General features: G+C 71.3%; 10 protein-coding genes. 3 read left to right on the top strand and 7 right to left on the bottom strand.

Annotated features, from left to right (window positions below):
* Positions 1–4: 4 nt before the first annotated feature.
* Positions 5–9172 (bottom strand): LamG-like jellyroll fold domain-containing protein, encoded by a 9168-nt coding sequence (locus ACZ7CH_RS29865; protein WP_470375465.1) that lies wholly within the window; start codon positions 9170–9172, stop codon positions 5–7.
* Between the two features lie 194 nt (positions 9173–9366).
* Between ACZ7CH_RS29865 and ACZ7CH_RS29860 the strand changes: the two genes are divergently transcribed.
* The 3 genes from ACZ7CH_RS29860 to ACZ7CH_RS29850 all read left to right on the top strand — a co-directional run bounded on the left by ACZ7CH_RS29860 (position 9367) and on the right by ACZ7CH_RS29850 (position 15398).
* Complete coding sequence (locus ACZ7CH_RS29860; protein WP_470375464.1) at positions 9367–11355, top strand: tachylectin-related carbohydrate-binding protein; 1989 nt, start codon at positions 9367–9369, stop codon at positions 11353–11355.
* A gap of 87 nt (positions 11356–11442) precedes the next feature.
* Positions 11443–13401 carry a tachylectin-related carbohydrate-binding protein gene (locus ACZ7CH_RS29855; protein WP_470375463.1) on the top strand — a complete coding sequence of 653 codons (1959 nt, stop codon included), beginning with the start codon at positions 11443–11445 and terminating at the stop codon, positions 13399–13401.
* A 35-nt stretch (positions 13402–13436) separates the two neighbouring features.
* Positions 13437–15398, top strand: a complete 1962-nt coding sequence (locus ACZ7CH_RS29850; RefSeq protein ID WP_470375462.1) for a tachylectin-related carbohydrate-binding protein — start codon at positions 13437–13439, stop codon at positions 15396–15398.
* A gap of 49 nt (positions 15399–15447) precedes the next feature.
* On the opposite strand, the gene truB is transcribed toward ACZ7CH_RS29850, so the two are convergent.
* The 6 genes from truB to ACZ7CH_RS29820 form a co-directional block, all read right to left on the bottom strand.
* Positions 15448–16335, bottom strand: a complete 888-nt coding sequence (gene truB, locus ACZ7CH_RS29845; protein WP_360390715.1) for a tRNA pseudouridine(55) synthase TruB — start codon at positions 16333–16335, stop codon at positions 15448–15450.
* 11 nt (positions 16336–16346) lie between these two features.
* The gene (locus tag ACZ7CH_RS29840; RefSeq protein WP_360390718.1) at positions 16347–17681 is read right to left on the bottom strand and encodes an MFS transporter; all 1335 of its coding nucleotides are present in this window, start codon (positions 17679–17681) and stop codon (positions 16347–16349) included.
* Between the two features lie 116 nt (positions 17682–17797).
* Positions 17798–19087, bottom strand: coding sequence for an MATE family efflux transporter (locus ACZ7CH_RS29835; RefSeq protein ID WP_458434332.1), 1290 nt, complete (start codon positions 19085–19087; stop codon positions 17798–17800).
* Positions 19088–19164: 77 nt separating this feature from the next.
* A complete protein-coding gene (locus ACZ7CH_RS29830; RefSeq protein ID WP_470375461.1) occupies positions 19165–19353 on the bottom strand; it encodes a hypothetical protein in 189 nt (62 codons plus the stop codon).
* Between the two features lie 214 nt (positions 19354–19567).
* Positions 19568–20701, bottom strand: coding sequence for an ROK family transcriptional regulator (locus ACZ7CH_RS29825; RefSeq protein ID WP_360390720.1), 1134 nt, complete (start codon positions 20699–20701; stop codon positions 19568–19570).
* On the bottom strand, positions 20698–21684 hold the full coding sequence (locus tag ACZ7CH_RS29820) for a DHH family phosphoesterase (protein WP_470375460.1): 987 nt from the start codon (positions 21682–21684) through the stop codon (positions 20698–20700). Before ACZ7CH_RS29820 ends, ACZ7CH_RS29825 begins: the two co-directional genes overlap by 4 nt.
* Positions 21685–21727: the final 43 nt, after the last annotated feature.

The following is a 21727-nucleotide window of genomic DNA, read 5'->3' as shown; positions in this document are numbered from 1 at the left end:
CATCTCACTTCCTCGGCGGCAGGCCGTTCTGCTTGCGCCACCACAGGCCGAACGACGGGTCGTTGTCGATGATGTCAACGTCGTAGTTCTTACCGGGGTCGTGGGTCTTGAGCGCCAGCTCGTGCGCGTCTTCGTACTTCATGCCCTGCTGCATGAGTCCGGACTCCGTGAGCTCGTGCCGCATGAAGTTCGTCTGGCTCTGCGGAAGCGGCCTTCCCGCCTGGAGGTTGCCCCTGATTCGGCCGATCATGAGGTCGTTGCTCGGCAAGTGGTCGAGCTTGCCGAGGTGCGCGGCGACCTCGTCCAAGTCCGTGAGCGTCGGGCTCGCAGCCCGTTCCAGCGGACTCAGCCGCACCACACCGCTGCCGGCGCGTTTGAAGATCTTCCCCCACGGTATGACGGCGAGGACCACACCTGCGGCGGCGAGACCGCATGCCCAGGTGACGCCGGGGTCCTGCACGCAGGCGGCTGTGGCCTCGATCTCACCTCCGAAGAGGTCCCACATCGTGAAGCCGCCTTGCCCGCAAAGCTCCGGCTTGTTGGCCTTGGTGTTCGAGTCGCAGCCGGCGAGCGGGTCCGGCGGCGTCGGCGGCACGGAGCCGGCAGGGCACAGGTCGTTGTGGTTGAGGTAGGTGTCGGGGTCGCACTCCTTGGGCGGCCGCACGCCGTCGGGATCGCGGTCGCGGTCCTGACGCCAGTGCACCGACGTCATCTCGCCTGGGCCGGACGACGCGAGCGACACCGAGCCGATCAGGGCGTTCGAGGGCACCACGAGCAGCATTTCGAGCTTGCGGTAGCTGTTGTTCACGTCGTTGACCGGGTTCGAGTACGTGCTCGCGACTTCCGAACGCCGGTCGGGCGCCGACGACACCGGCGGCTTGCGGTCACCGCTGAACGACGGCTGGGTCATCGCCTCCGGCACCGGCAACGGGTTGCGGCGGCCGTAGTCCTGGGCCTGCTTGCGGGCGTTGACCGACGGGTCGGTCTGCTGCTGGGTCCTGCGCTGGTTCGAGTTGTTGTTCTTCCTGTTGTTGCTCGGGTTGCTGCTGCCCTGGTTGCTGCTGGACTGGTTGCTGCCACCGACACCGGGGTCCTCGTGGGTGCCACCGCCGGGGAACCACGAGCACAGCATCGGCATGAGGATGCAGAGACCGCCACCGCTGTCGTCGCCGCACGGGTTGCCGCCGCCGAAGCCCTTGCACGGGTAGTGGCCCGTCGGATCGACGTGGTTCACCGGCGACCCGAGCCCGTAGGAGTAGCGGTTGGCCATGCCGGACGGAGCGGCCGGCAGGGTCCACGAGTCGCGTGACTCGAAGCCGCCGCTGCCCGGGTTGTACCAGCGCGCGGCCATGTTGACCGTGCCGGAGGCCGGGTCGGTCCACTCGCCCTGGAAACCGACCGCGCGCTTGGCGCCGGAGGTGACCACGCCGAACGGGTCGTAGGCGGTCGAGTCGGCCAGCGACGTCATGGTGCCGGCCGGGTCGAGGGTGCCGACGACGTCGCCGTGCCGGTCGGAGACGGCGAGCTTCTTGTCGGTGCCCTGGCCGATGGCGAGGACCGAGCCGGAGGCGTCGCGGCCGTAGACCGCGGTGCCGTCCGACACGACCGCGCTGGACGTGCCGCTGTACTGGAACGACTTGTCGTTGCGCTTGGTCACGCGGTCCAACGCGTCGTACGTGTACGTCTGCGCGCCTTGGCTCACCATGCGGTCGAAGGCGTCGAACGAGGCCGTGACACCCGCACGGGAGGTCACGCCGCCGCGCGCGTTGTGGGAGACCACCGCTCCGTTCTCGGTGCGGAGGCGGTTGCGTTCGTCGTAGGTCGACTGGGCGTCGCCCGCGCGGGTGCGGTTGCCCGCGGCGTCCCAGCCGTACGAGACCGTTCCGGCCGGTGAGGTCCAGGACTTCAGGCGGCCCGAGTGGTCGTAGTCGTAGGTCTGCTGACCGGCGGCCGTCGTGCCGGTCGAGGTCTTCGTGAGCACCCGGTCGGCGCGGTCGTAGGTGTAGGCGACGGACGCGGCGCCGGCGACGGTGTCCTTGGCCAGGCGGCCGCCGTCGTCGTAGTCGTAGGTGCGCGTGCGGCCGTTGCCCATGTCGAGCGTCTTCAGCAGGCCTGCGGTGTCGTAGCCGAAGGTCTGCGTCAGACCGGTCACGCCGTCCTGCACGGACTGGGTCCGCCCGAGCAGGTAGGTGAACCGGGAGGTGCCCGATGCGTCGGTGCGCGCGGTCAGGTTGCCGTCGTCGTCGTACTCGCGCGACGCGGTGCCGCCCGGTCCGGACGACGTCAGCAGCAGGCCGCGGTCGTTGTAGGTGAACGTGTCGGTGCCGCCCGCGCTGGACGAGCCGACCAGGCGGCCCAGCGCGTCGTAGTCGTAGCCGCGGTCGGTGGTGGCCGCCTCGGCGCCCGAGCCGGTCTCCTTCGTCAGCCGGCCCAGCGGGTCGAACGTGCGGGTGCGGACGACACCGCCCGGCGCGCGTTCGGACACGGGGTCGCCGGCCGCGTTGTAGGTCGTGGTCCACGTGCGGTCGGCCGGAGCGGGGTGCTCCGCCGTCGCCGCCTCGATCGTGGACTCCGGCAGGCCGAGCGTGTTGTAGGTGTAGGCGGTGCGGTTGCCGCGGCCGTCGACGAACCGCGTGCGGTTGCCGGCCGAGTCGTAGCCGGAGGACGTGGTGATCGACTCGGTGTCGGAGACCGGCTCGACCTGGCCGACGGTGCGGTTCAGCGCGTCGTGGGCGTAGGTGGTCTTGCGGCCCAGCGGGTCGGTGGCGGTGGTCAGGTTGCCGGCGGCGTCGTGGACGAACGTCGAACGGCTGACCAGCCCGCCGGACGCACTGAGGCGGCGGACCGACTCGACCCGGCCCGCCTGGTCGTACCCGGTGAACGTGGCGCGGCCGGCGCCGTCGGCCACCTTGATCCGGCGGCCCGCGAGGTCGTAGCCGAAGGAGTTGACGACACCGGCGGGGTCGGTGCTGCGGACGAGCGAGCCGAGCACGTCGTACTCCAGCTTCGACTCGGCGCCCAGCGGCGACCTGACCTTCTCCAGGCGGTTGGCCGCGTTGTAGGAGTAGGTGCTCGTCAGGGTCTTGGCGGGCGACCGCTCCAGCACGGTGCTCGTGGCGAGGCGGCCGAACACGTCGTAGGTCGACTCGGTGCGCGCACCGCTCTCGTCCACGGTGGACAGCAGCTCGCCGGTCCTGGTGTAGGTCCGCACGACGCTGCCGGCCGGGCCGGTGGTCTTCACCACGCGGCCCATCTGGTCGTACTCGAACGTCGTCGACGCACCGCGCGCGTCGACGGTCTCCAGCACGTTGCCGTTGCCGTCGTACCGCGCCGTGGAGAAGCCCTCGACCGGCTGCGACGCACCGGGCGGTGTGTAGGAGGGCGCGGAGGACTTGACGGTCCGGCCCAGCCGGTCGACCTCGGAGCGGTGCACGACGCCGTTGGCGTCCTGCGCCTGCTGCGACTCGCCGAACGCGTTGTAGCCGATCTTCGTCACGGGCCGCACGGTCGCGGGGTCGTTCTCGGCGGTCACGACGGAGACGGCGGGCGAGGTCGTGCCGACCAGGCGGCCGGCCTCGTCGTAGGTCAGGTCGGTCGTGAACGCGGCGGCGCTGGCGCCCGGTTCGTTGCCGCGCGGTGGCACGACCTTGCGCACGAGACCGCGCTGGTCGTACTCCCACGTGGTGCGCAGTCGGCCGGTGTTCAGGCGCACGTCCTCCGACGTGCGCCGGCCGAAGGCGTCGTAGCCGTAGTCGACGACCTCCGCGGTGCCGCTCTGCAGCTGCCCCGCGTTGGAGGTGTTGCCGGTGCGGGTGACCTGGGTGATGCCGCCGTTCAGGTTGTAGGCGAACGCGGTGCGCCGGTCCAGGCCGCCGGGGTCGTCCACGGTGGTGAGCGTGCGGCCGACGGCGTCGTAGGTGTACTTCGTGACGAGGTTGCCGGGCTGGCGGCGTTCGACGAGGTTGCCGGCGCCGTCGTAGGAGTTCGTCTCCAGGTCGATCTTCGGCGGTGCGCCGGTCCCCGTGCCCGCTCCCAGCAGCTTGCGGGAGAACAGCAGGTCGTCGCCGTAGTAGTCGCGCACCTCGGTGCGGTTCATGGCGTCGGTGGTGCGGGTGAGCCGGCCGGCCCGGTCGTAGCTGTTGCGCTGCACCACGAGGTAGCCGTTGGGCAGCGCCGGCGCGCCCTCGGGGTCGCCGTTCCAGCCGCGCAGCCGCACCTCGGACACCGCGTTGCGGGCGGTGTAGGCGAACTCGGTGCGCACGCCGTCCGCGTTGACGACGAACGTGGTGTTGCCGAAGGAGTCGTACCCCAGCGAGATCTCCCCGCCCTCGGCGTCGACCACCCGCTCGACCCGGCCGCGCGAGTCGTAGTGGGTGAACGTCTCCCGGGTCGGGTCGCCGCCGGTGAGGTCGGCGCGCGACACCCTCGTCTGGTTGCCGTCGGCGTCGTACTCCAGGGACGTCTGCAGGACGTGCGTCTTGCCGGTGAGCACGTTCACGACACCGGGTGCCGTGACGCGCACGAGCCGAGAACGCTCGTCGTACCTGTACGTCGTCAGCAGCCCGTTGGGGTAGGCGTCGGAGATGGTCTTGCCGGTGACCTTGCGGCCCAGCGCGTCGTACGTCGAGACCTGCCGCAGACCGCTCGGCGACCGGACCTCGGCCACGTCACCGTTGCGGTGGTACAGGTACGTCGTGACGGCGCCCATCGGGTCGCGGCTGGTCTTCACCAGTCCGGCCGGTTCGTTGCCGCCGCCGACGGCCGCGGAGCTGCCATCGGTGTAGGTGTGCTTCACGGACGCGTTGTCCGCGGTCACCTGCTCCAGCAGCCGGCCCTTGGGGTCGTAGGAGTACCGGGTGAGGTAGGTGTTGTCGGTCGCGCCGGCCGACCGCCCGTCGCGGTGCTCGATCACCTTGTCGTTGCGCGGGTCGGTCAGGTCGGCCGGGTTGAGGTAGTAGGTGTAGTGGGCGACCTGGCAGTCCGCGGCACGGCGGCAGGTCTTGCGGGACTTGACGTTGCCGCGGGGGTCGTGCGCCAGGACGACCTGGTTGCCGACCTCGTCGGTGATCGTCGTCTGGAACCCGGCCTCGTCGTAGGAGAAGTTCCGCACGCCCTGGAACTCGACGTTCACGAAACCACCGCCACCGGTGACCGGGACGTCGCAGAAGCTGCCGTCCGGCTGCGGCGCGCAGGTGGGCTCACCGGGTGCCGGTGCCGTGGAGCCCGGCGGGCGGTCCTCCTTGCGGGTCTCCATGCCGAGCGGCGAGAGGTAGCGCAGGATGCGTCCGCGCAGCGGGTCGAAGTCGTAGAAGTGGTGGCGGTTCCCGGGGTCGGTGACCCGGACCGTGCGCACCGGGTTCTGCTCGTTGCCGGTGAACGCGGGCGCGCCGAACCGCCACGAGCCGCCGTTGCGGTCGATCTGCTCGCTGACCCGGTCGCGGACCGTGTCGTAGCGGACCTCGCCCGCGACCCGGCCGCTCGGCAACGTCACCCGCGCCACCTGGGCGCCGGGCATCTTCGCGGCCTGCACGTGGGCGTTGACCTCGTTGAGCCCCAACGGGTGCGCGTAGACGGCGACCTCGTCGACCTCGCCCTGGAAGAACCACTGCGGCGCACCCCACGCGGGGCCGGAGCTGTTGCCCGCGCCGAGCTGGCCGTGCTTCAGCGCCGCCGTCTGCACGTCACCGGCGATCTCGCCGACCTTGGCGCCGTCGAGGTAGAGGACCTGCGTGGCGACGTCCGCGCTGAGCACGACGTGGTGCCACTGGCCGTCGTTGACGGTGCCCGTGGTGGTGATCGGCGCCGGCTGGGTGGCCGCGGTGGTGGTGAACCGGGCGCGCAGCTTGCCGTCCGTGCCGACGTACATGCCGTTGAACGCGGAGTTCTCGGTGAACGGCTTGTCGGCGAACGCGGCGAGCGGACCGGACTTCGTGGTCTTGAACCACAGCTCGACGGCGACGCTGCGGTTCTTGCGGATGGCGTTGTCCGGCAACGTGACCCGCGACTTGGTGCCGTCGAACGACACCGCGCTGTCCGGTGAGCCCTGGGCCACACCGGTCACACCGCGGGTCACGTCGGTGTACGTGGCCGCGTCGTTGCCCAGGTTGAGGCCGATCTGGCTGTGCGCCTTGGCGGAGCCGTCGGTCTCGCCCAGCGTCCAGTAGGACTCGGGCCGGGTGTCGAGGACCGTGCTGCGGTAGTGCGAGCCCCAGCCGTAGGAGTAGGTGGTGCAGCCGCCCTTCGGGTCGCAGACCTCCTCCAGCCGCCGCCCGCGTTCGGGCAGGTCGGTGGAGTAGGTGTAGGCCCACTTCAGCTCGGTGCCGTCGACGGTCGCGCTGACCTGCGTGACGACGTCGCCGGTCCAGGTGAAGGTCAGCGCGCGACCGGAGGCGGGGTTGCCGGCGGAGGTGAGCCGGCCCGTGGTGGCGTCGTAGGTGAAGTCGATGAAGCGACCGCTGTTGTCGGCGATCCTGGCCAGCTTGCCGTCGGGGCGGAAGAAGTAGCCGGTCGAGTTCTTGTCGACGAGCGTCCAGCCGCTGTCGTTGCGGAAGAACGTGGCGTAGCGGCCGGGCGGGGGCGAGTAGGTGCCGCCGCCGTTGTGGCCGAAGCGGACCTGCTGGCCGTCCGGGTAGGTGACCACGGCGTTGCCGGAGCCGTCGGTGTCCTCGACGACCCGCATGTCGAACTGGGTGCTCCAACCGGCGCCGAACGTCAGGTTCCGGCGCGGGTCGAGGCTGTTGTAGGTGCGGGACACGCCGAGCGCGGGCCCGACACCGCCGACCGACAGGTCCACCGCGCTGGTGCGGTAGTTGCCGACCTGCGCGTCCACCTCACCGGTGCTGCCGCTGTAGGGCGCGTTGCCCAGGTGTGAGGTGATCTCCGGCTGCGGCACGGCGGTGAGCAGCGCGCTGCCCTGGACCGGCTGGCTCTCCGCGCCACCGGAGTCCTTCACGAACGCGTTCCACAGGTAGGTCTTGCTCCACCGCAACGCGCCTGCCGGCACGGTCCACGACTGGTTCGCGCTGTACCCGGAGTCCACACAGGACGAAGCGTTGTCCTTGTCGCAGACCTTGAACCGGTACTGCAGGCCGGCACCGCCGTTGTCGATGTCGATGCCGCCGGCCCACAGCGTGGGGCGCAGCGTCGGTGCCGAGTAGCCGTTCGGCGGGTACTGCTCCTGCAACGCCGGCGGCACGTTCTGCATCTCGAGGTTGAGCACCGCGGGCGGGATCTGCTCGTCGACGAAGTACGCGTGTCCCTTGCGGTGCATGGAGAACTCGAACGTGTACTCGCCCCAGTCCGCGGGCGGGAAGATCTTCGCCTCCAGCGCGACCGTCTGCCCGCGGCCGACGTCACCGGTGAGCGTCGCGGAGTCGTTCACCTGCACCATGGGCGCACCGCTGGCGGCGAACTGGCGGTACGACAGCACGTACTCGCCCGGGGTCCACGTGGTGGCGCCCCGGTTCGTCACGCTGATGCCGATCGTGCCGGGCACACCGCCCTTGAGCAGCGCGGGCTTGGGCACCGGGCGGTCGAAGCGGTACTCGGCGTCGTACGGGGTGTGCGTGATCGAGAGCTTCGGCTTGTTCGCCGTCGCGTGACCGTAGAACTTCTTCCAGCCGTAGACGTCGGTCTCGGAGGCGCGGACCGTGAGGCCGTAGTTGGCCTGCTGGCCGGTCACCCAGCGCTGCACGAGGTCGCGACCGGCGGCGCCGAGGTCGATCGCGGCGGTGGCCTGCGGGCAGTTCGACCGCGAGCTGCCCGGCGCGATGTAGCCGTAGGCGAACGACGAGCTCGCCAGCTCACCACCGTAGGCGGGGCCGGGGTAGGGGTACGTGCCGGCGAACGCGTTCCAGCCCTGCGTGACCGGGTGCACCGACACCGGCCGGGCGCCGCAGGAGTACGACCACTCGTTGGTGAGGCCGAGGGTGGCGCCGAAGATCCGGTGGTTGCGCAGGGTGTTCTCGATGCCGGAGAAGTCGAGGTAGGTGGCGGCGTTGATCCGCGTGCCGTTGTCGACCACGGTGCCCGCGCGCAGCTGGGCCCCGTCGGAGTAGCTGGTGTTCGACGAGCTGCCGACGCGCTGCACGTACATGGTGTGGCCGGACTCCGGCGTGGTCACCGTCGGGTCGACCACGACCGGGTACTTGCGCGCCGGGTCTCGGAGCCACGCGTCGTCGAGCGTGACCCGCAGCACCTGTCCGGCCAGCTCGTACCGCACGCCCTTCGACTGGACGCCACCGGCGGGGCCGTCGTGGGCGTCGACCATGAACCCGGCGGGCACGACGGCGGCGACCTTCCCGTCACGGCCGGTGAGCTCCAGCTTGCCGTTGCTGATGCGCGGCGTGAGTCCCTTGAGGTGCAACGGGAAGTCGAACGTCCGCGGCGTGTCCGCGGAGTGCAGGACGATGGACTCCTTGACCGTGCCCGCGCTGACGTCGAACCTGAGGTCGACCCGCGGCTGGACGGCGGGGTAGGTCACCGAGGAGCCGCTCACCTGCCCGGCGGACGCGGCGGACCCGCGCAGGGAGAAGCCGAGCTCGTGGTCGCCGTCGAGGGCGTACCGCACGAGCGGCGTGGCGTCGGCCGCGGCGGCGAGCCTGATGTCGACGCTGTCCGAGGCGTTGCGCCAGCCGCCGCCCGCGGCCACCAGGCTCGGGTCGACCGGTGCCCAGCTGCCGTCCGGCCCGCGGTGGTTGATCGGCTCCTGGCTGACCTCGGTGGTCTCGGTGCCGTCGGCGTTGCCGAACGTGCGGCTCGTCTCGGTTCGCCGGTCGGCGAGCTCCTTGCTCGTGGCGGCGTCGAACCCGCGGACGGCGCCGCGTTCCCTCGTGACGACCTCGGTGGGGTTGTCCTTCGCGGACGGTGTGTCCTGGCCCTTCACGGGCTGGTACTCCGCCTGCAACGACCGGGGGTCTGCCCTGTTCGCCGCCGGGTCGCCGTTCGCGGCGGCCGCGTCACCCCACTGCTGTCCGGGCCCGGACGCCGGGCCCATCGCGGCGATGGTGCGCTGCAACGCCTCCGGGAAGACCTCCGCGAGCGCGGGACCGGCGATGGTGAGCACCAACACACCCACGAGTCCGGCCAGACCGGCACGCCGGCCGCGGCTGCCCGGCGCCCGTTTTCCGGGCATGCTGAAGAACCGCGGTTCGGCCACGTCGAATCCCCCCATGTGTCCACCCAGGCCGCCTTGCCCGGCACCTCCCCAGGTCGGACACGACGCAGCGCACAGGATGCGTTCCGGCGCCGCGGAAAGCAAGCCCCTTGCGGTGGGCGGGGTGCGCGCCGCATGCTTCGTGCGCGGTGCACGGGCCAAGGGAGGGGCGCGGGCCATCGCCCAACTTCACACATGCCCTGGGGGGATCGATGCGACCTGAGCTGTCGCGAAGAAGAAGCACGTCCATCGCCGTCGCGCTGGCGGCGGTGCTCGGCACCGTCGTGGCACCGGGCACGTCCGTCGTCGCCCACGCGGCCGACGACTACCTGAGGTGCAACTCCGAGGCGCTGATCTTCACCGTCTACCCGGACGGCAACCTGTGGCTCTACCCGCACCAGGAACCGGAAACCGGTGCCGCGCAGTGGAACCAGTGGAACCAGGTCGGCTCCGGCTGGGCGTCGCGGGCGTTCGGCGGCCCCGACCGCCGGGTCTACGACGTCAAGGAGAACGGGGAGCTCTGGCGCTTCCGGCTGGACCCGAACACCGGCTGGGAGGACGGCGGCAGCGGGCGCAAGATCGCCGACGACTGGCAGGACCACGCCGACGCGAACTTCAAGAACAGGGTCACGGTCGACCCGCTCGGCCACTTCTACGACGTGGACAAGGCAGGCAACCTGCGCTGGCGCTCGTACGACGAGTCGGGCGGCGCCTGGGCCGCCGCGGTCATCGACACCGGCTGGGAGCAGTACGACCTCATCACGGCCGCGGGCAACGGTGTGGTCTACGCCCGCAAGGCCGGTTCCGCCGGTGAGCTGTTCCGCTTCCGCTACCACGCGCCGTCGCAGCGCTGGCTCGAGTACGCGAAGCCGGTCGGCTTCGGCTGGCAGATGTTCAGCCGCGTCTTCTCCCCCGGCGGCGACGTGCTGTACGGCACGCGACCGGACACCGGCCAGCTGCTCTGGTACCGCTACGACGAGACGAACGGCACCTGGCAGGGCGACCCGGTCACCGGCTTCGGCCGGGAGGTCGGCAACGGCTGGCACGACGACCTGTCCGTGTTCGCGCTGACCGACAACTGCGTCCGCACCCCGGAGCCGAACCCGGACCGCCCGGTCGTGCCGCGGAACCGGCTGGCCGCCGCGGCGCTCACCAAGACGTCCAACGGCTACCTGCAGTACGCCTACGTCGCGAAGGACGGCATGCTCGTCCACGCCGAGGTGCGCAGCCTCTCCGGCGGCCCCAACGGCTTCGAGACGTTCCCCGGTGTCACGAACCTCACCGGTGTTCCGTCCATCGTGGACAACCAGGACCAGTCGCTGCGGATCGCGGCGCACACCGAGGACTCCGACGCCCGCGGCGCCTTCCAGGCCCAGCCGGGGGCCTCGTTCGGCGGTCTCGCCGACCTGGGCGGCCGGATGCAGTCGCCGCCGCAGCTCGTGCGCATCAACGGCCTCGTCTCGTACGTGGCCGTGGACAAGGACGGCTTCCTCTGGACGCGGTCGCAGAAGACCGCGAACGGCGACCTGCTCCCGTGGTCGCGGGTGAAGGGCCAGTCGTTCCAGACCGGCGAACCCCGCCCGACCGGTCAGCTCACCGTGCTGGCGGTCGACAACACGATCAAGGTCGTCGCGTTGCGCACCGACGGCACGTACGGCACCACGGCGCTGACGCCGACCACGGAAACCGTTGTGTGGCAGAACATCGGCGGCACGGGCAACACCGGTCCCGCCGCCGCGGTCGCGCTGGACGGCGGCGTCCTGCAACTGTTCGCCCGCAGGACAGACGGCAAGGTCTACACCCACAGCTCCGCGGCCAACGGCACGTGGACGCCGGTCCTCGGTGAGCTCTCGCCGGGCGTCACGGCGGCGGGCCCGCCCAGCGCCGTCCTGGCACCCACCTCCGGCACGCTGGAGGTGGCCGTCCGCGGCACCGACGGCTTCACCTACCGCACCGGTCAGCAGGCCCACGCCTCGACCGCGTGGTGGCCGTGGCACGAGATCACCGCCTACGCCGACGAGACGGAGGTGGACCCGACGCTGTCGCTCGCCGAGAACACCTGGGTCATCGCCTACCGGACGCCGGCGGGCCTCCCGAAGCTGCGCTCCTTCGTCCCGGCGCCGTCGACGACGAGTGCCACGGCCCGGTCCGCGGCACCGACGGGCAACGGCTCGTTCGTGGACGTTCCGCTGAGCCGCTGACGAGGTCGTGCTCCAGCGCTGACCACCCGCCGGGAAGGCCGCCTTCCCGGCGCACCGCACTTCACCTTCCACCTCTGGGGAGATCCCATGCGACCACAGCTGTCGCGCAGAAGAACGCTGCCCGCGGTCATGGCCGTCCTCGCCGCGACGGGCGTCCTGACCGCCGCACCGGCGGTGACGGACGCGGTACGACCGGCCGTGGCCGCCGACGAGTTCACCTGCCAGCAGACGGCCCGCCTCTGGGCGGTGCGCGCCACCACCAAGCTGCACCTGCACGAGCACCACGCGCCGGCGACCGGTGCCGACGCGTGGAGCAACGGCTCGGAGGTGAGCTCGGGCTGGCCGGCGGCGAGCTGGGCGGGCCCGGACGGCCGCATGTACTACCTGAACGCGGCCGACGGCACGTTGCAGCGGCACCGCTGGCTCGGCACCGGCTCGCCGTCCTGGGAGAACGGCGGCACCAGCAAGCCCATCCGCGAAGGCATGGGCTACTACGCCGATCCCGCCGGCGCCAGGAAGCTCACGATCGACAGCACCGGCGCGTTCTACATGGTCGACGGCAACGGCGGGCTGTGGCGCCGCACCTACGACGAGGCCACCGGTGTCTGGGACGAGCTGGCGATCGACAGCGGCTGGGACCGGTACGACCTGATCTTCGCGGCCGGTGACGGCGTGCTGTGGGCCCGCCAGCCGAACGGCGCGATGTTCCGCTACCGCTTCCACGCCGGCTCGCAGCGCTGGCTCACGCCCGCGCCCGTCGCGATCCCCGGCATCCCGTGGGAGCAGTACCAGAACCTGACCTCGCCCGGCGCGGACGTCATCTACGGCATCCGCGACAACAAGGTCTACTGGTTCCGCTACTCCGAGACCGCCCACCACATCACCTCCGGCGTGCAGGCGGGCACGTGGTGGACCGACGGCGTCACCGCGCTCGCCGCGCCGGACGCGTGCACCCTCGTCACCGAACCGGGTCCGGCCCGCCCGAGCGTCCCGCTCACGGCGTACGCCAAGCCCGCGCTGCTCAAGACCTCCGACGGCCACCTCCAGTTCGCCTACGTCAACGGCAACAGCGACGTCGTCCACTCGGACATCGCCGACGTGCGGGTCGGGCCCCACCCGTTCAGCGCTCTCCCGGACACCGCCGTCGACTTCCGCGGCACGCCCGCGCTCGCCGAGAACACCGACGGCAGCACCAGGATCTGGGCCCGCGCCACCGACGCCGACGCGCGCGTCTTCGACCGGCAGGCGATCAACTCCTGGAAGGCGCCGGTCAACCACTTCGGCCGGATGCTCACCGCGCCGCAGGCCGTCCGCACCTCGGACGGCAAGGTCGGCTACGTCGCGCTCTCGGCCGACGGCCACGTCTGGGCGAAGCAGTACGGGTCGAACGGCACGCTGTACCCGTGGCGCAGGCTGACCGCGCAGCCGATCAGCGCGACCGGGCACGTCACCGCCGTCACGACGGGCACCTCCATCCACGTGGTCGCCCTGCGCACCGGCGGTGACTACTGCAAGCTCACGGTCACGCCCACCGCGGTCGGCGACTGGTCGTGCGGCGGCTCCGGCGGCACGGACGCGGCGGCCGTGGTCCCCTTGGCGGACAACACCCTCCAGCTGTACGCGCGGCGGGCCGACGGCAGGGTCTACACGACCCGCACCACCGCGAGCGACACCCTGACCGGCGCGTGGACCGCGGTGCCGGTCGACCTGCCGGGGGGCGCTCTGGTGGTGGGCGACCCCGCTGCGCTGAGAGCACCCGACGGCACCGTCCAGCTGTCCGTGCGCGGCAGCGACGGCTGGATCTACCGCACCGGTCAGCAGGCCCCCGCCAGCACGGCGTGGTGGCCGTGGACGGAGATCACGAACTACTCCGACGAGGCAGGTTCCGACCCGGCCATGTCGCTCGCCAACGACACCTGGCTGATCGCGTTCCGCACCCCCGACGGCGTGCCGAAGATGCAGTTCTGGGTGCCGAGCACGACCGCGGCGCGCACGGGCGGCGCTCCTGTCGCCGACCAGGGCTCGTTCACGTCCACCGGCGACTGACACGCCGCTCTTCTGCTCAGAAAGGCTTGAACCGCATGAACTTCCGAAGATTCGCCCTGCCCGCGGTCGTCGCCACCGCGGTGGCGGTGCTGCCCGCCGCGGTCACCGCTCCCACTGCCGCCGCGGTGGACTCGTTCACGTGCAAGACGACCGCGCCGATCTTCGAAGCGCGGACGGGTGGCGGGTTGCACATCCACTACCACGAGGAGCCGGAGACCGGTCAGAACGTCTGGGGCAACAACGCCGGCATCGGCAACGGGTGGCCCGCCTCGACGTACGCCGGGCCCGGCGGCAAGGTGTACTACATCAACTCGGCCGGCGAGGTGCACCAGCAGATCTGGCTGGGCACCGGCTGGGACAAGAACGGCGAGTCGACGAAGATCGACACGTCGGACAGCTGGAAGATCTACAACACGGACCCGGCCTACCGGCAGCGCCTGACCATCGACGCGCGCGGCGACTTCTACTACGTCGACGCCGCCGGGGCGCTGCGGATGAAGCGGTACAACCAGACCTCGAACAGCTGGGCCGAGTGGTACCTCGACGGCGGGTGGAACCAGTACGACGCGATCGTCGCCGCCGGCGAGGGCGTGCTGTGGGCCCGCACCCCGGCCGGTGACGTGTACCGGTTCCGCTACCACGCCCCGTCCCAGCGGTGGGTGTCGCGCAGCGGCAAGCTTGCTACGGGGTGGAACGCGCACAGCACGCTGTTCTCCCCCGGCGGCGACATCGTCTACGGCATCCACGCCCAGTACCGGACCGTGTGGTGGTACCGGTGGATCGACTCCGAGCAGCGCTTCGCCACGGGCAGCGGTGCCCAGCCCGCCGGCACGAACTGGGCGGCGGACAGCGCGACGACGACGGCGGCACCGGACACCTGCGCGGTGACCGGTGTGACGAACCCGGCGATCCCCGCGGCCGCGTCCGAGCCGACGACCAAGCCGTCGTTGCTGAGGTCCACCACCACGGGCAACCTCCACTACAGCTACGTCGACAACGCGAAGTCGTTGGTGCACGGGGAGATCACCGACCTGTCGGGGACGACCCCCAACGGGTTCGAGACGCGCACCGGCTACTCGTCCTTCACCGGTGCGCTGACGACGGGTGAGAACGAGAACGGCATGATCCGCGTCTACGGGCCGGGTACCGACTCGAACGTGCACGGCTTCCTGCGCAACTCGCCCGGTGTGTGGAACCCGCACGCCGACTTCGGCGGGTACATGGTCAGCGCCCCGCAGTTCGTGCGGACCGCGAACAAGATCCAGACGATGGTGGCGATCGACTCCTCCGGTGCGCTCTGGCTGCGCCAGCAGCGCGTGCTCAACGGCGGTTTCCCGTCGTGGCGCAGGCCGGGTGGCGCGGCACCGGTGGCACCGGGCAGCAAGGACTTCACCGCGTACGCTCAGGGCGACACGATCGTGCTGGTCGTCCGCAACGCCGACGGCCGCCAGTGCAAGGCGGGCATCACCGACCTGGTGCAGACGGCGTGGCAGTGCACCACCACCAACGGGTTCACCAGCGCGGCCGCGGTCGTCGCCCTGCCCAACAACGTCGTGCAGCTGTTCGCGCGCAAGTCGGACGGCACCGTCCACACCGTCCAGACGACGTCGAGCGGCACGATCCCGGACACCTGGACCGCGGTGCCCGGCTCGTTGCCCAGCGGCGTGACGGCGGTCGGCGCTCCGTCCGCGCTCTTGGCTCCGCAGGGGACGGTGCAGCTCGCGGTGCGCGGTGACGACGGGTTCGTCTACCGCACCGGGCAGGTCGCGTCGGCGGGCACGGCGTGGCACCCGTGGACCGAGGTCACGAACTACGCCGACGAGACCGTGGTCGACCCGGCCGTGTCGCCGGCCGGTGACACCTGGGTCATCGCGTTCCGGACCCCCGGCGGTGTGCCGAAGCTGCTGCGCTGGGTGGCGGCTGCCTCGGCGGCGGCCAGGTCCGCCACGGCGACCGACGGCGCCGGCGAGTTCGTGGACGTGCCGTTGCAGGGCTGAAGAAGTGGTGCGGCGCAGGCCTTGCGGGGTCTGCGCCGCACCTCCGGGGTCATCCGGCCGGGCTGAGCACCACCACGGGCTTGGCCTGGCCGTCCTCGTCCTTGGCCAGCGCGATCACGTGGCCGTCGGGTCCGAACACGCCGTAGGTGCCGTCGAACCCGCCGGCGCTCAGGCGCTGGCCGTGGGACAGCGCCGCGGCCTCCAGCGGGTCGATCTCGCGGCGCGGGAACGCCGTGCCGACCGCCGCGTCGAGGTCGAGCGACAGGCCGGGGGTCTCCTCCAGCTGCTGCAGCGTGCGGGCCACGCGCAGGTCGAACGGGCCGACCCTGGTGCGGCGCAGCGCGCCGAGGTGGCCGCCGACGCCCAGTGCGGCGCCGAGGTCGCGGGCCAGGGCGCGGACGTAGGTGCCCGACGAGCACTCGACCATGACGTCGAGCAGCACCTTCTCGTCCTCGCGGCGGCTGAACAGCACGTCGAAGCGGTGCACGGTGACCGGGCGGGCGGGGATGTCGACCTGCTCACCGGCGCGGACCCGTGCGTAGGCGCGCTTGCCGTCGATCTTCACCGCGCTGACCGCGGACGGGACCTGCTGGATCGGGCCGGTGAGCTTCGCGATCTCGGCCGTGATCGCGGCGTCCTCGACGTGGCTCGCGTCCGCGGTGGACAGCACCTCGCCCTCGGCGTCGTCGGTCGTGGTGGCCGCGCCGAGCACGATCGTGGCGAGGTAGGCCTTGCTGTCGAGCGCGAGGTGGCCGAGCAGCTTCGTCGCGCGTTCGATGCCGAGCACGAGGACACCGGTCGCCATCGGGTCGAGCGTGCCGGCGTGCCCGACCTTGCGGGTGCCGAGGATCCTGCGCACCCGTGCCACCACGTCGTGCGAGGTCATGCCGTCCGGCTTGTCGACGACGACCAGGCCAGGTGCAACAGAACTTTTCACGGCCGCTGATCCTAAGCGACGCGCAGAGCGTCCCAACGCCGACGCCGCAACTGCACCGGCACCGTCTCGCCGCGCGCCTCCGCCGCGAACACCGCGGCCCGTGCGCGCCGCCACCAGACCAGCATCCGCCAGGCGCCCAACGCGAGCACCACGACGAGGAAGCCGAACGCGACGCGGAAGGCGTTCTGCGGGCTCAGCACGTTCTCGAGCAGGTCCAGCAGGACACCGACGCCGAGCGCCGCCACCGTGACGGCGAGGAAGCCGCCGACGTTGACCAGGCCGCTGGCCGTGGACTGCCGGTGCGACGGGTTGTAGTCACGCGCCAACGCGAACGCCACGCCCGAGATGGGTCCACCGATCGTGAGCACGAGGAACACGACCGCGATGACCGGCGACGGCACGTGACCGCCCGGCCACAACAAGAGCACGCCCCACCCGATGAACGCGAACGCCAGGAACCAGCCCGCGATCGGCATGCGCCACTCCGGGTTGCGCGAGAACAACGCGCCGATGATCGGACTCGTCACGATCGCGCCGATGACCAGCAGTCCGAGCGTGGACGACGCCGCCTTCGGTGACATGCCCTGCGCCTGCACGAGGTACGGGAAGCCCCACAGCAGGCCGAGCACAGCGGGCGTGGACATGGTGCTGAAGTGCGCCCAGAACCCGAGCCGGGTGCCCGGGACGCTCCACGCCTGCCGGACCTTCGGCCAGATCCTGCGGAACGGCACGACCTCCGGCTTCGGCGTGACGGTTCCCGGCGGCACGTCGCGGACCTTCAGGAACGCCACCGACGCGTACAGAGCGGTCGCGCCGCCCGCGATGAGGAACGCCCACGTCCAGCCGATGCTGCCGAGCATGAGCGTGAGGGGCACCGTCGCGACGAGGTTCCCCACGCCCCCAAGCGCGGCCGTGATCGCGACGACCAACGAGTACTTCCGTGGTGAGAAGTGCGCCGCGACGAGCCGGATCACGCTGATGAACGTCATCGCGTCACCCATGCCCAGCACCGCGCGCGCGACAAGCCCGAGGGGATATGACTCGGCTATCGCGAAGAGGAGCTGCCCCGTGCCCATGAGCAACGCGGCGGCGGTGAGGACCTTCCTCGGCCCGTAGCGGTCCACGAGCAGACCGGTGGGAATCTGCATGAGGGCGTACACCCCCACCTGCAACACGGTGAACACACCGAGCTGCGCGGGCCCGAGCCCGAAGCGCTCACTCGCTTCCAGCCCGGCCACGCCGAGCGTGCTGCGGTGGAAGACGGCGGCGAAGTAGACGAGTACGGCGGTGGTCCAGATCAGCCACGCGGCACGAGCAGCATCTCGATCTTGGCGGACGACCGGCAAGGCGACACTCTCCCCAGGTCGGAGACGGGCGAACATTAGTTACATCGCCTAAACAACCTTCTTGGTAACGATTCCATGCCGTGAACTCGGCCACAGCCCACCCTGCGGGACGGCCGTCACCGAACGGCGCCCTCGACCGCCCACTCCCCGGTCCGCGTCCGCCACACCACCGCGACCAGCCGCAGGACCATGAACGCCGACAACCCGGTCCAGATCCCGGCGAGCCCCCACTCGAACGCGTACGAGGCCCACACCAGCGGCAGGAACCCGACCACCGCCGACCCGAGCGTCGCTGTCCGCATGAACTTCACGTCCCCCGCCCCGAGCAACACCCCGTCGAGCGCGAACACCACGCCCGCGATCGGTTGCAGCGCAACGAAGAACCACCACGCGTTCGGCACCTCCGCGAGCACCCCGGCGTCCGAGGTGAACGCCCTCGGCAACACCGACGCCACCGCGGCGAACACCAGCCCGAGCCCGATCCCGAACACCAGCCCGTACCGCGTCACCTGCCAGGCGAGCCGCTCAGCCCGCCGGCGCCGCGACGCCCCCAGCGCCGCCCCGACAAGCGACTGCGCCGCAATCGCCAACGAGTCCAGCACCAACGCCAGGAACGTCCACAGCTGCAACACGACCTGATGCGCTCCCACAGCCGCAATAGACGTCCGCGCCGCAACTGACGCCGCACTGATGAAGCACGCCTGGAACGCCAAACTCCGCAGCACCAAATCGCGCCCCATGCCGAGCTGCGCGCGCATAGCCGCCCAATGCGGCCGCAACGGCACCCGCTCCGCAACCAACGCCTTGAAGAACAACCCCGCCGACAACACCTGCGCGACGACGTTGGCGATCGCCGACCCCTCCAGCCCCCACCCCGCGCCGTACACGAGCGCAGGGCAGAGCACGGCACTGATCCCGTTGCCGATCAAGATGTACCGCAACGGCCGCCGCGTGTCCTGCACCCCGCGCATCCACCCGTTGCCCGCCATCGTGACCAAGATGAACGGCGCCCCGAACAACGCGATCCGCACCCACTCGACCGCCGCATCCGCAACCGCCCCACCTCCGGCGAGCACCTCCGCCAACGGCCGCGCGAACACCTGCCCCAGCAACACCACGAGCACACCCGCGGCCAACGCCAGCCACGTCGCCTGCACCCCTTCGGCAACGGCATCCCCCCGCCGCCCCGCACCGTGCAACCGCGCCGTGCGCGCAGTCGTGCCGTACGACAGGAACGTCAGCTGCGTCGACACCTGCGTCAGCAGCACACCCCCCAGGGCGAGGCCGGCCAACGGCAACGCACCCAGGTGGCCCACCACGGCGGTGTCGACGAGGACGTACAGCGGTTCCGCGGCCAGGACGCCCAGTGCGGGCACAGCCAGGCCGATGACGCGACGGGCGGGCACGTGGTCGCCGTCGTCGTCGTCGTTGTCGGTGCCGGTGGCGTGGTCGGCACCGGCTGGCGCGCCGGCGCGAACGGCATTCACCCCCGCACCCGCGGCGCCTGCTCCATCCACGGTCCCTGCCGAGGCCGCAGCATCCCGGCCCGCAGCATCCCGGCCCGCAGCATCCCGGCCCGCAGCATCCCGGCCCGCAGCATCCCGGCCCGCAGCATCCCGGCCCGCATCACTCCGGCCCGCAGCGCCCCGGTCCACGTCCGAGCCCTGCCCACCGACCCCTAGCCCCTGTTCCTCCACACACCGAACCTAGGCGCTCAAGCCGCACGACCGAACTACTTAGCGATGGAAAGCACTCCCGCCCCACCTCGTTCCCGCACCCCCGCGCGCTTCCTCCCCAGCGAGGGAGCCGAGCGACGAGATCCGGACATCCACCAGCCCACATCCACCCGTTCGAGTGAAGGAGCAGGGATGGGAGCACGAACCCGCTCAGGCCCGCTGCGGCAGCCCGAACACCTGCTCCCGCGCCACGGCCAGCGCCGAGTGCAGGGCCCCGGACCGGACCGGGTTCGCGGTGATCTGGGCGAGCTGCACCGAGGTGCGGGGGACGACCAGCTTCAGCAGTTCCTCCGACACCAGCTCGCACAGGGTCTCGCCGCCGGCCTGCGCGACTCCGCCGGACAGCAGCACCAGTTCCGGGTCGAGCACGCACACCACGTTCGCCAACCCGTGAGCGATCCTACGGGCGAGGTCCGACAAGAACTCGCGGCCGGAAGCGCCGGCCTCCAACGCGGCGGAAACGGCCTCCACGCCGGAAGTGGCGGTGATGCCGTGCGAGGCGGCGAGGGCCACGATCGCCTCGTTGTCCACCTGGTCGCCGTAGCGGCCGCCGGGGATCTGCATCGAGTCGACCTCGCCGGCGCCGCCGGTCACGCCGCGCAGCAGGGTGCCGTTGACGACGATGGCCGAGCCGATCTCGTCGGCGGGCCAGAAGAGGACGAAGTTGCGGACGCCGACGGCCTTGCCGGTGCTCATCTCCTCCAGGGCGGCGAGGTTGATGTCGTTCTCGATCGACACCGAGGTGCCCAGCAGGGTGCGCAGGGTCGAGGGGAGGTCCACCTCGACGAGGCCGGGGAGGTGCGGGGCGAAGCCGAGGAAGCCGGTGGCCGGGTCGACGGCGCCGGGGGTGCCGACGACGACGTGGGACAGGGCGTCCAGGCGCAGGCCGGCGAGAGCGGCGGCCTTCTGGACCGCGGTGCGGAAGGCCTGGAGGGTGTCGGTGGCGGGCATCGGGGTGCTGTGCTCGGCGAGCAGGGTGCCGGTGATGTCGGCGATCACCACGTCGATCAGCTCGGGCGTCAGCGCCACGGCGGCCACGTGGCCGACGGCGCCGTTCACGGCCCACATCTGGGCGCGCGGGCCGCGGCCGCCGCCGCGCAGGCCGGTGCGGACGACCATGCCGTCCTCTTCGAGGCGTGCGAGGAGCTGCGCGGTCGCCGGCTTGGAGAGGCCGATGACCTCCTCCAGCTCGGCGCGGGTCATGGCGCCGCTGCGCAGCAACGTCTCGATGGCCGCGCGGTCGTTGATCTCCCGCAGCAGGCGCGGGCTTCCGGTTCTCGTCATGACTCCACCCGCTCCAACGCGCCCTTGAGCGCGGCGACGACCTCCGCCGGTGCGCCCTCGAACGTGAACCCGGCGGCCAGGCGGTGGCCGCCGCCACCGAGCACCTGGGCCACCTCGCGCACGTCCACCCGGCTCACCGCGCGCAACGACACCGACCAGCGGCCGGGGCGCAGTTCCTTCAGCACAGCGGCGACCTCGGCCTCGGAGGTCGAGCGCACCACGTCGATCACGCTCTCCACCTCCTCGCTGCGAACGCCCTGCGCGTCGTCCAGCCCGACGACCGCGTGCACCAACCCGAGACCGCCCGCCGCGGCCGGGTCCAGCTCGGCGCGGGCGAGCACGCGCGACAGCATGCCCAGGTACGCGAACGGGTGGGCGTCCATCAACGGCCGCGTCACCCGGTAGGCGTCCACTCCGGTCTCCAGCAGCCGCGCGGCCGTCCGGTGCGCGGCGGGTCCGGCGTTGCGGAAGCCACCGGTGTCGGTCACGAGGCCCGCGTAGATGCAGCGCGCGATCGGCTCGTCGAGCTCGACGTCCATCTCGTCGAGGAGCTTCAACGCGATCAGCACCGTCGCCTCCGCGTGTTCGTCGACGCAGTGAACGGTGCCGTAGCGCGTGTTCGACACGTGGTGGTCGACGACGATCACGGGTCCGCGGGCGCCGGCGACGCGATCTGCCAAGGGCCCCAACCGCTGCAGGCTCGCGGTGTCCAGGACGACCAGCAGCTCGGGGTGGGCGGGCACCTCGTCGCGGTGCACCAGCAGTCCGGCGGTGTCCAACGCCCGCAACGACTCCGGCACGACCTCGGGGTCACCGAACGCCACCCGCACCCGCGCACCGCGCCGGTGCAACGCCAGACCGACCGCCAGCGCGCTGCCCAGCGTGTCCGCGTCGGGGTTGATGTGCGCCAGCAGGGTCACGTCACAGGCATCTGCCAACAACCGTGCGGCCTCGGCGATGGTGGTGCTCAGGTCGTCTGCCACAGGGAGACGTTAACCGCTCGTGGTCCGGCTGTGTGACAAGGCA

Source organism: Lentzea sp. NPDC037011, assembly GCF_055607425.1.
Note: the sequence above shows the minus strand (reverse complement) of the source record. Positions and strands in the feature narration are given on the sequence as shown.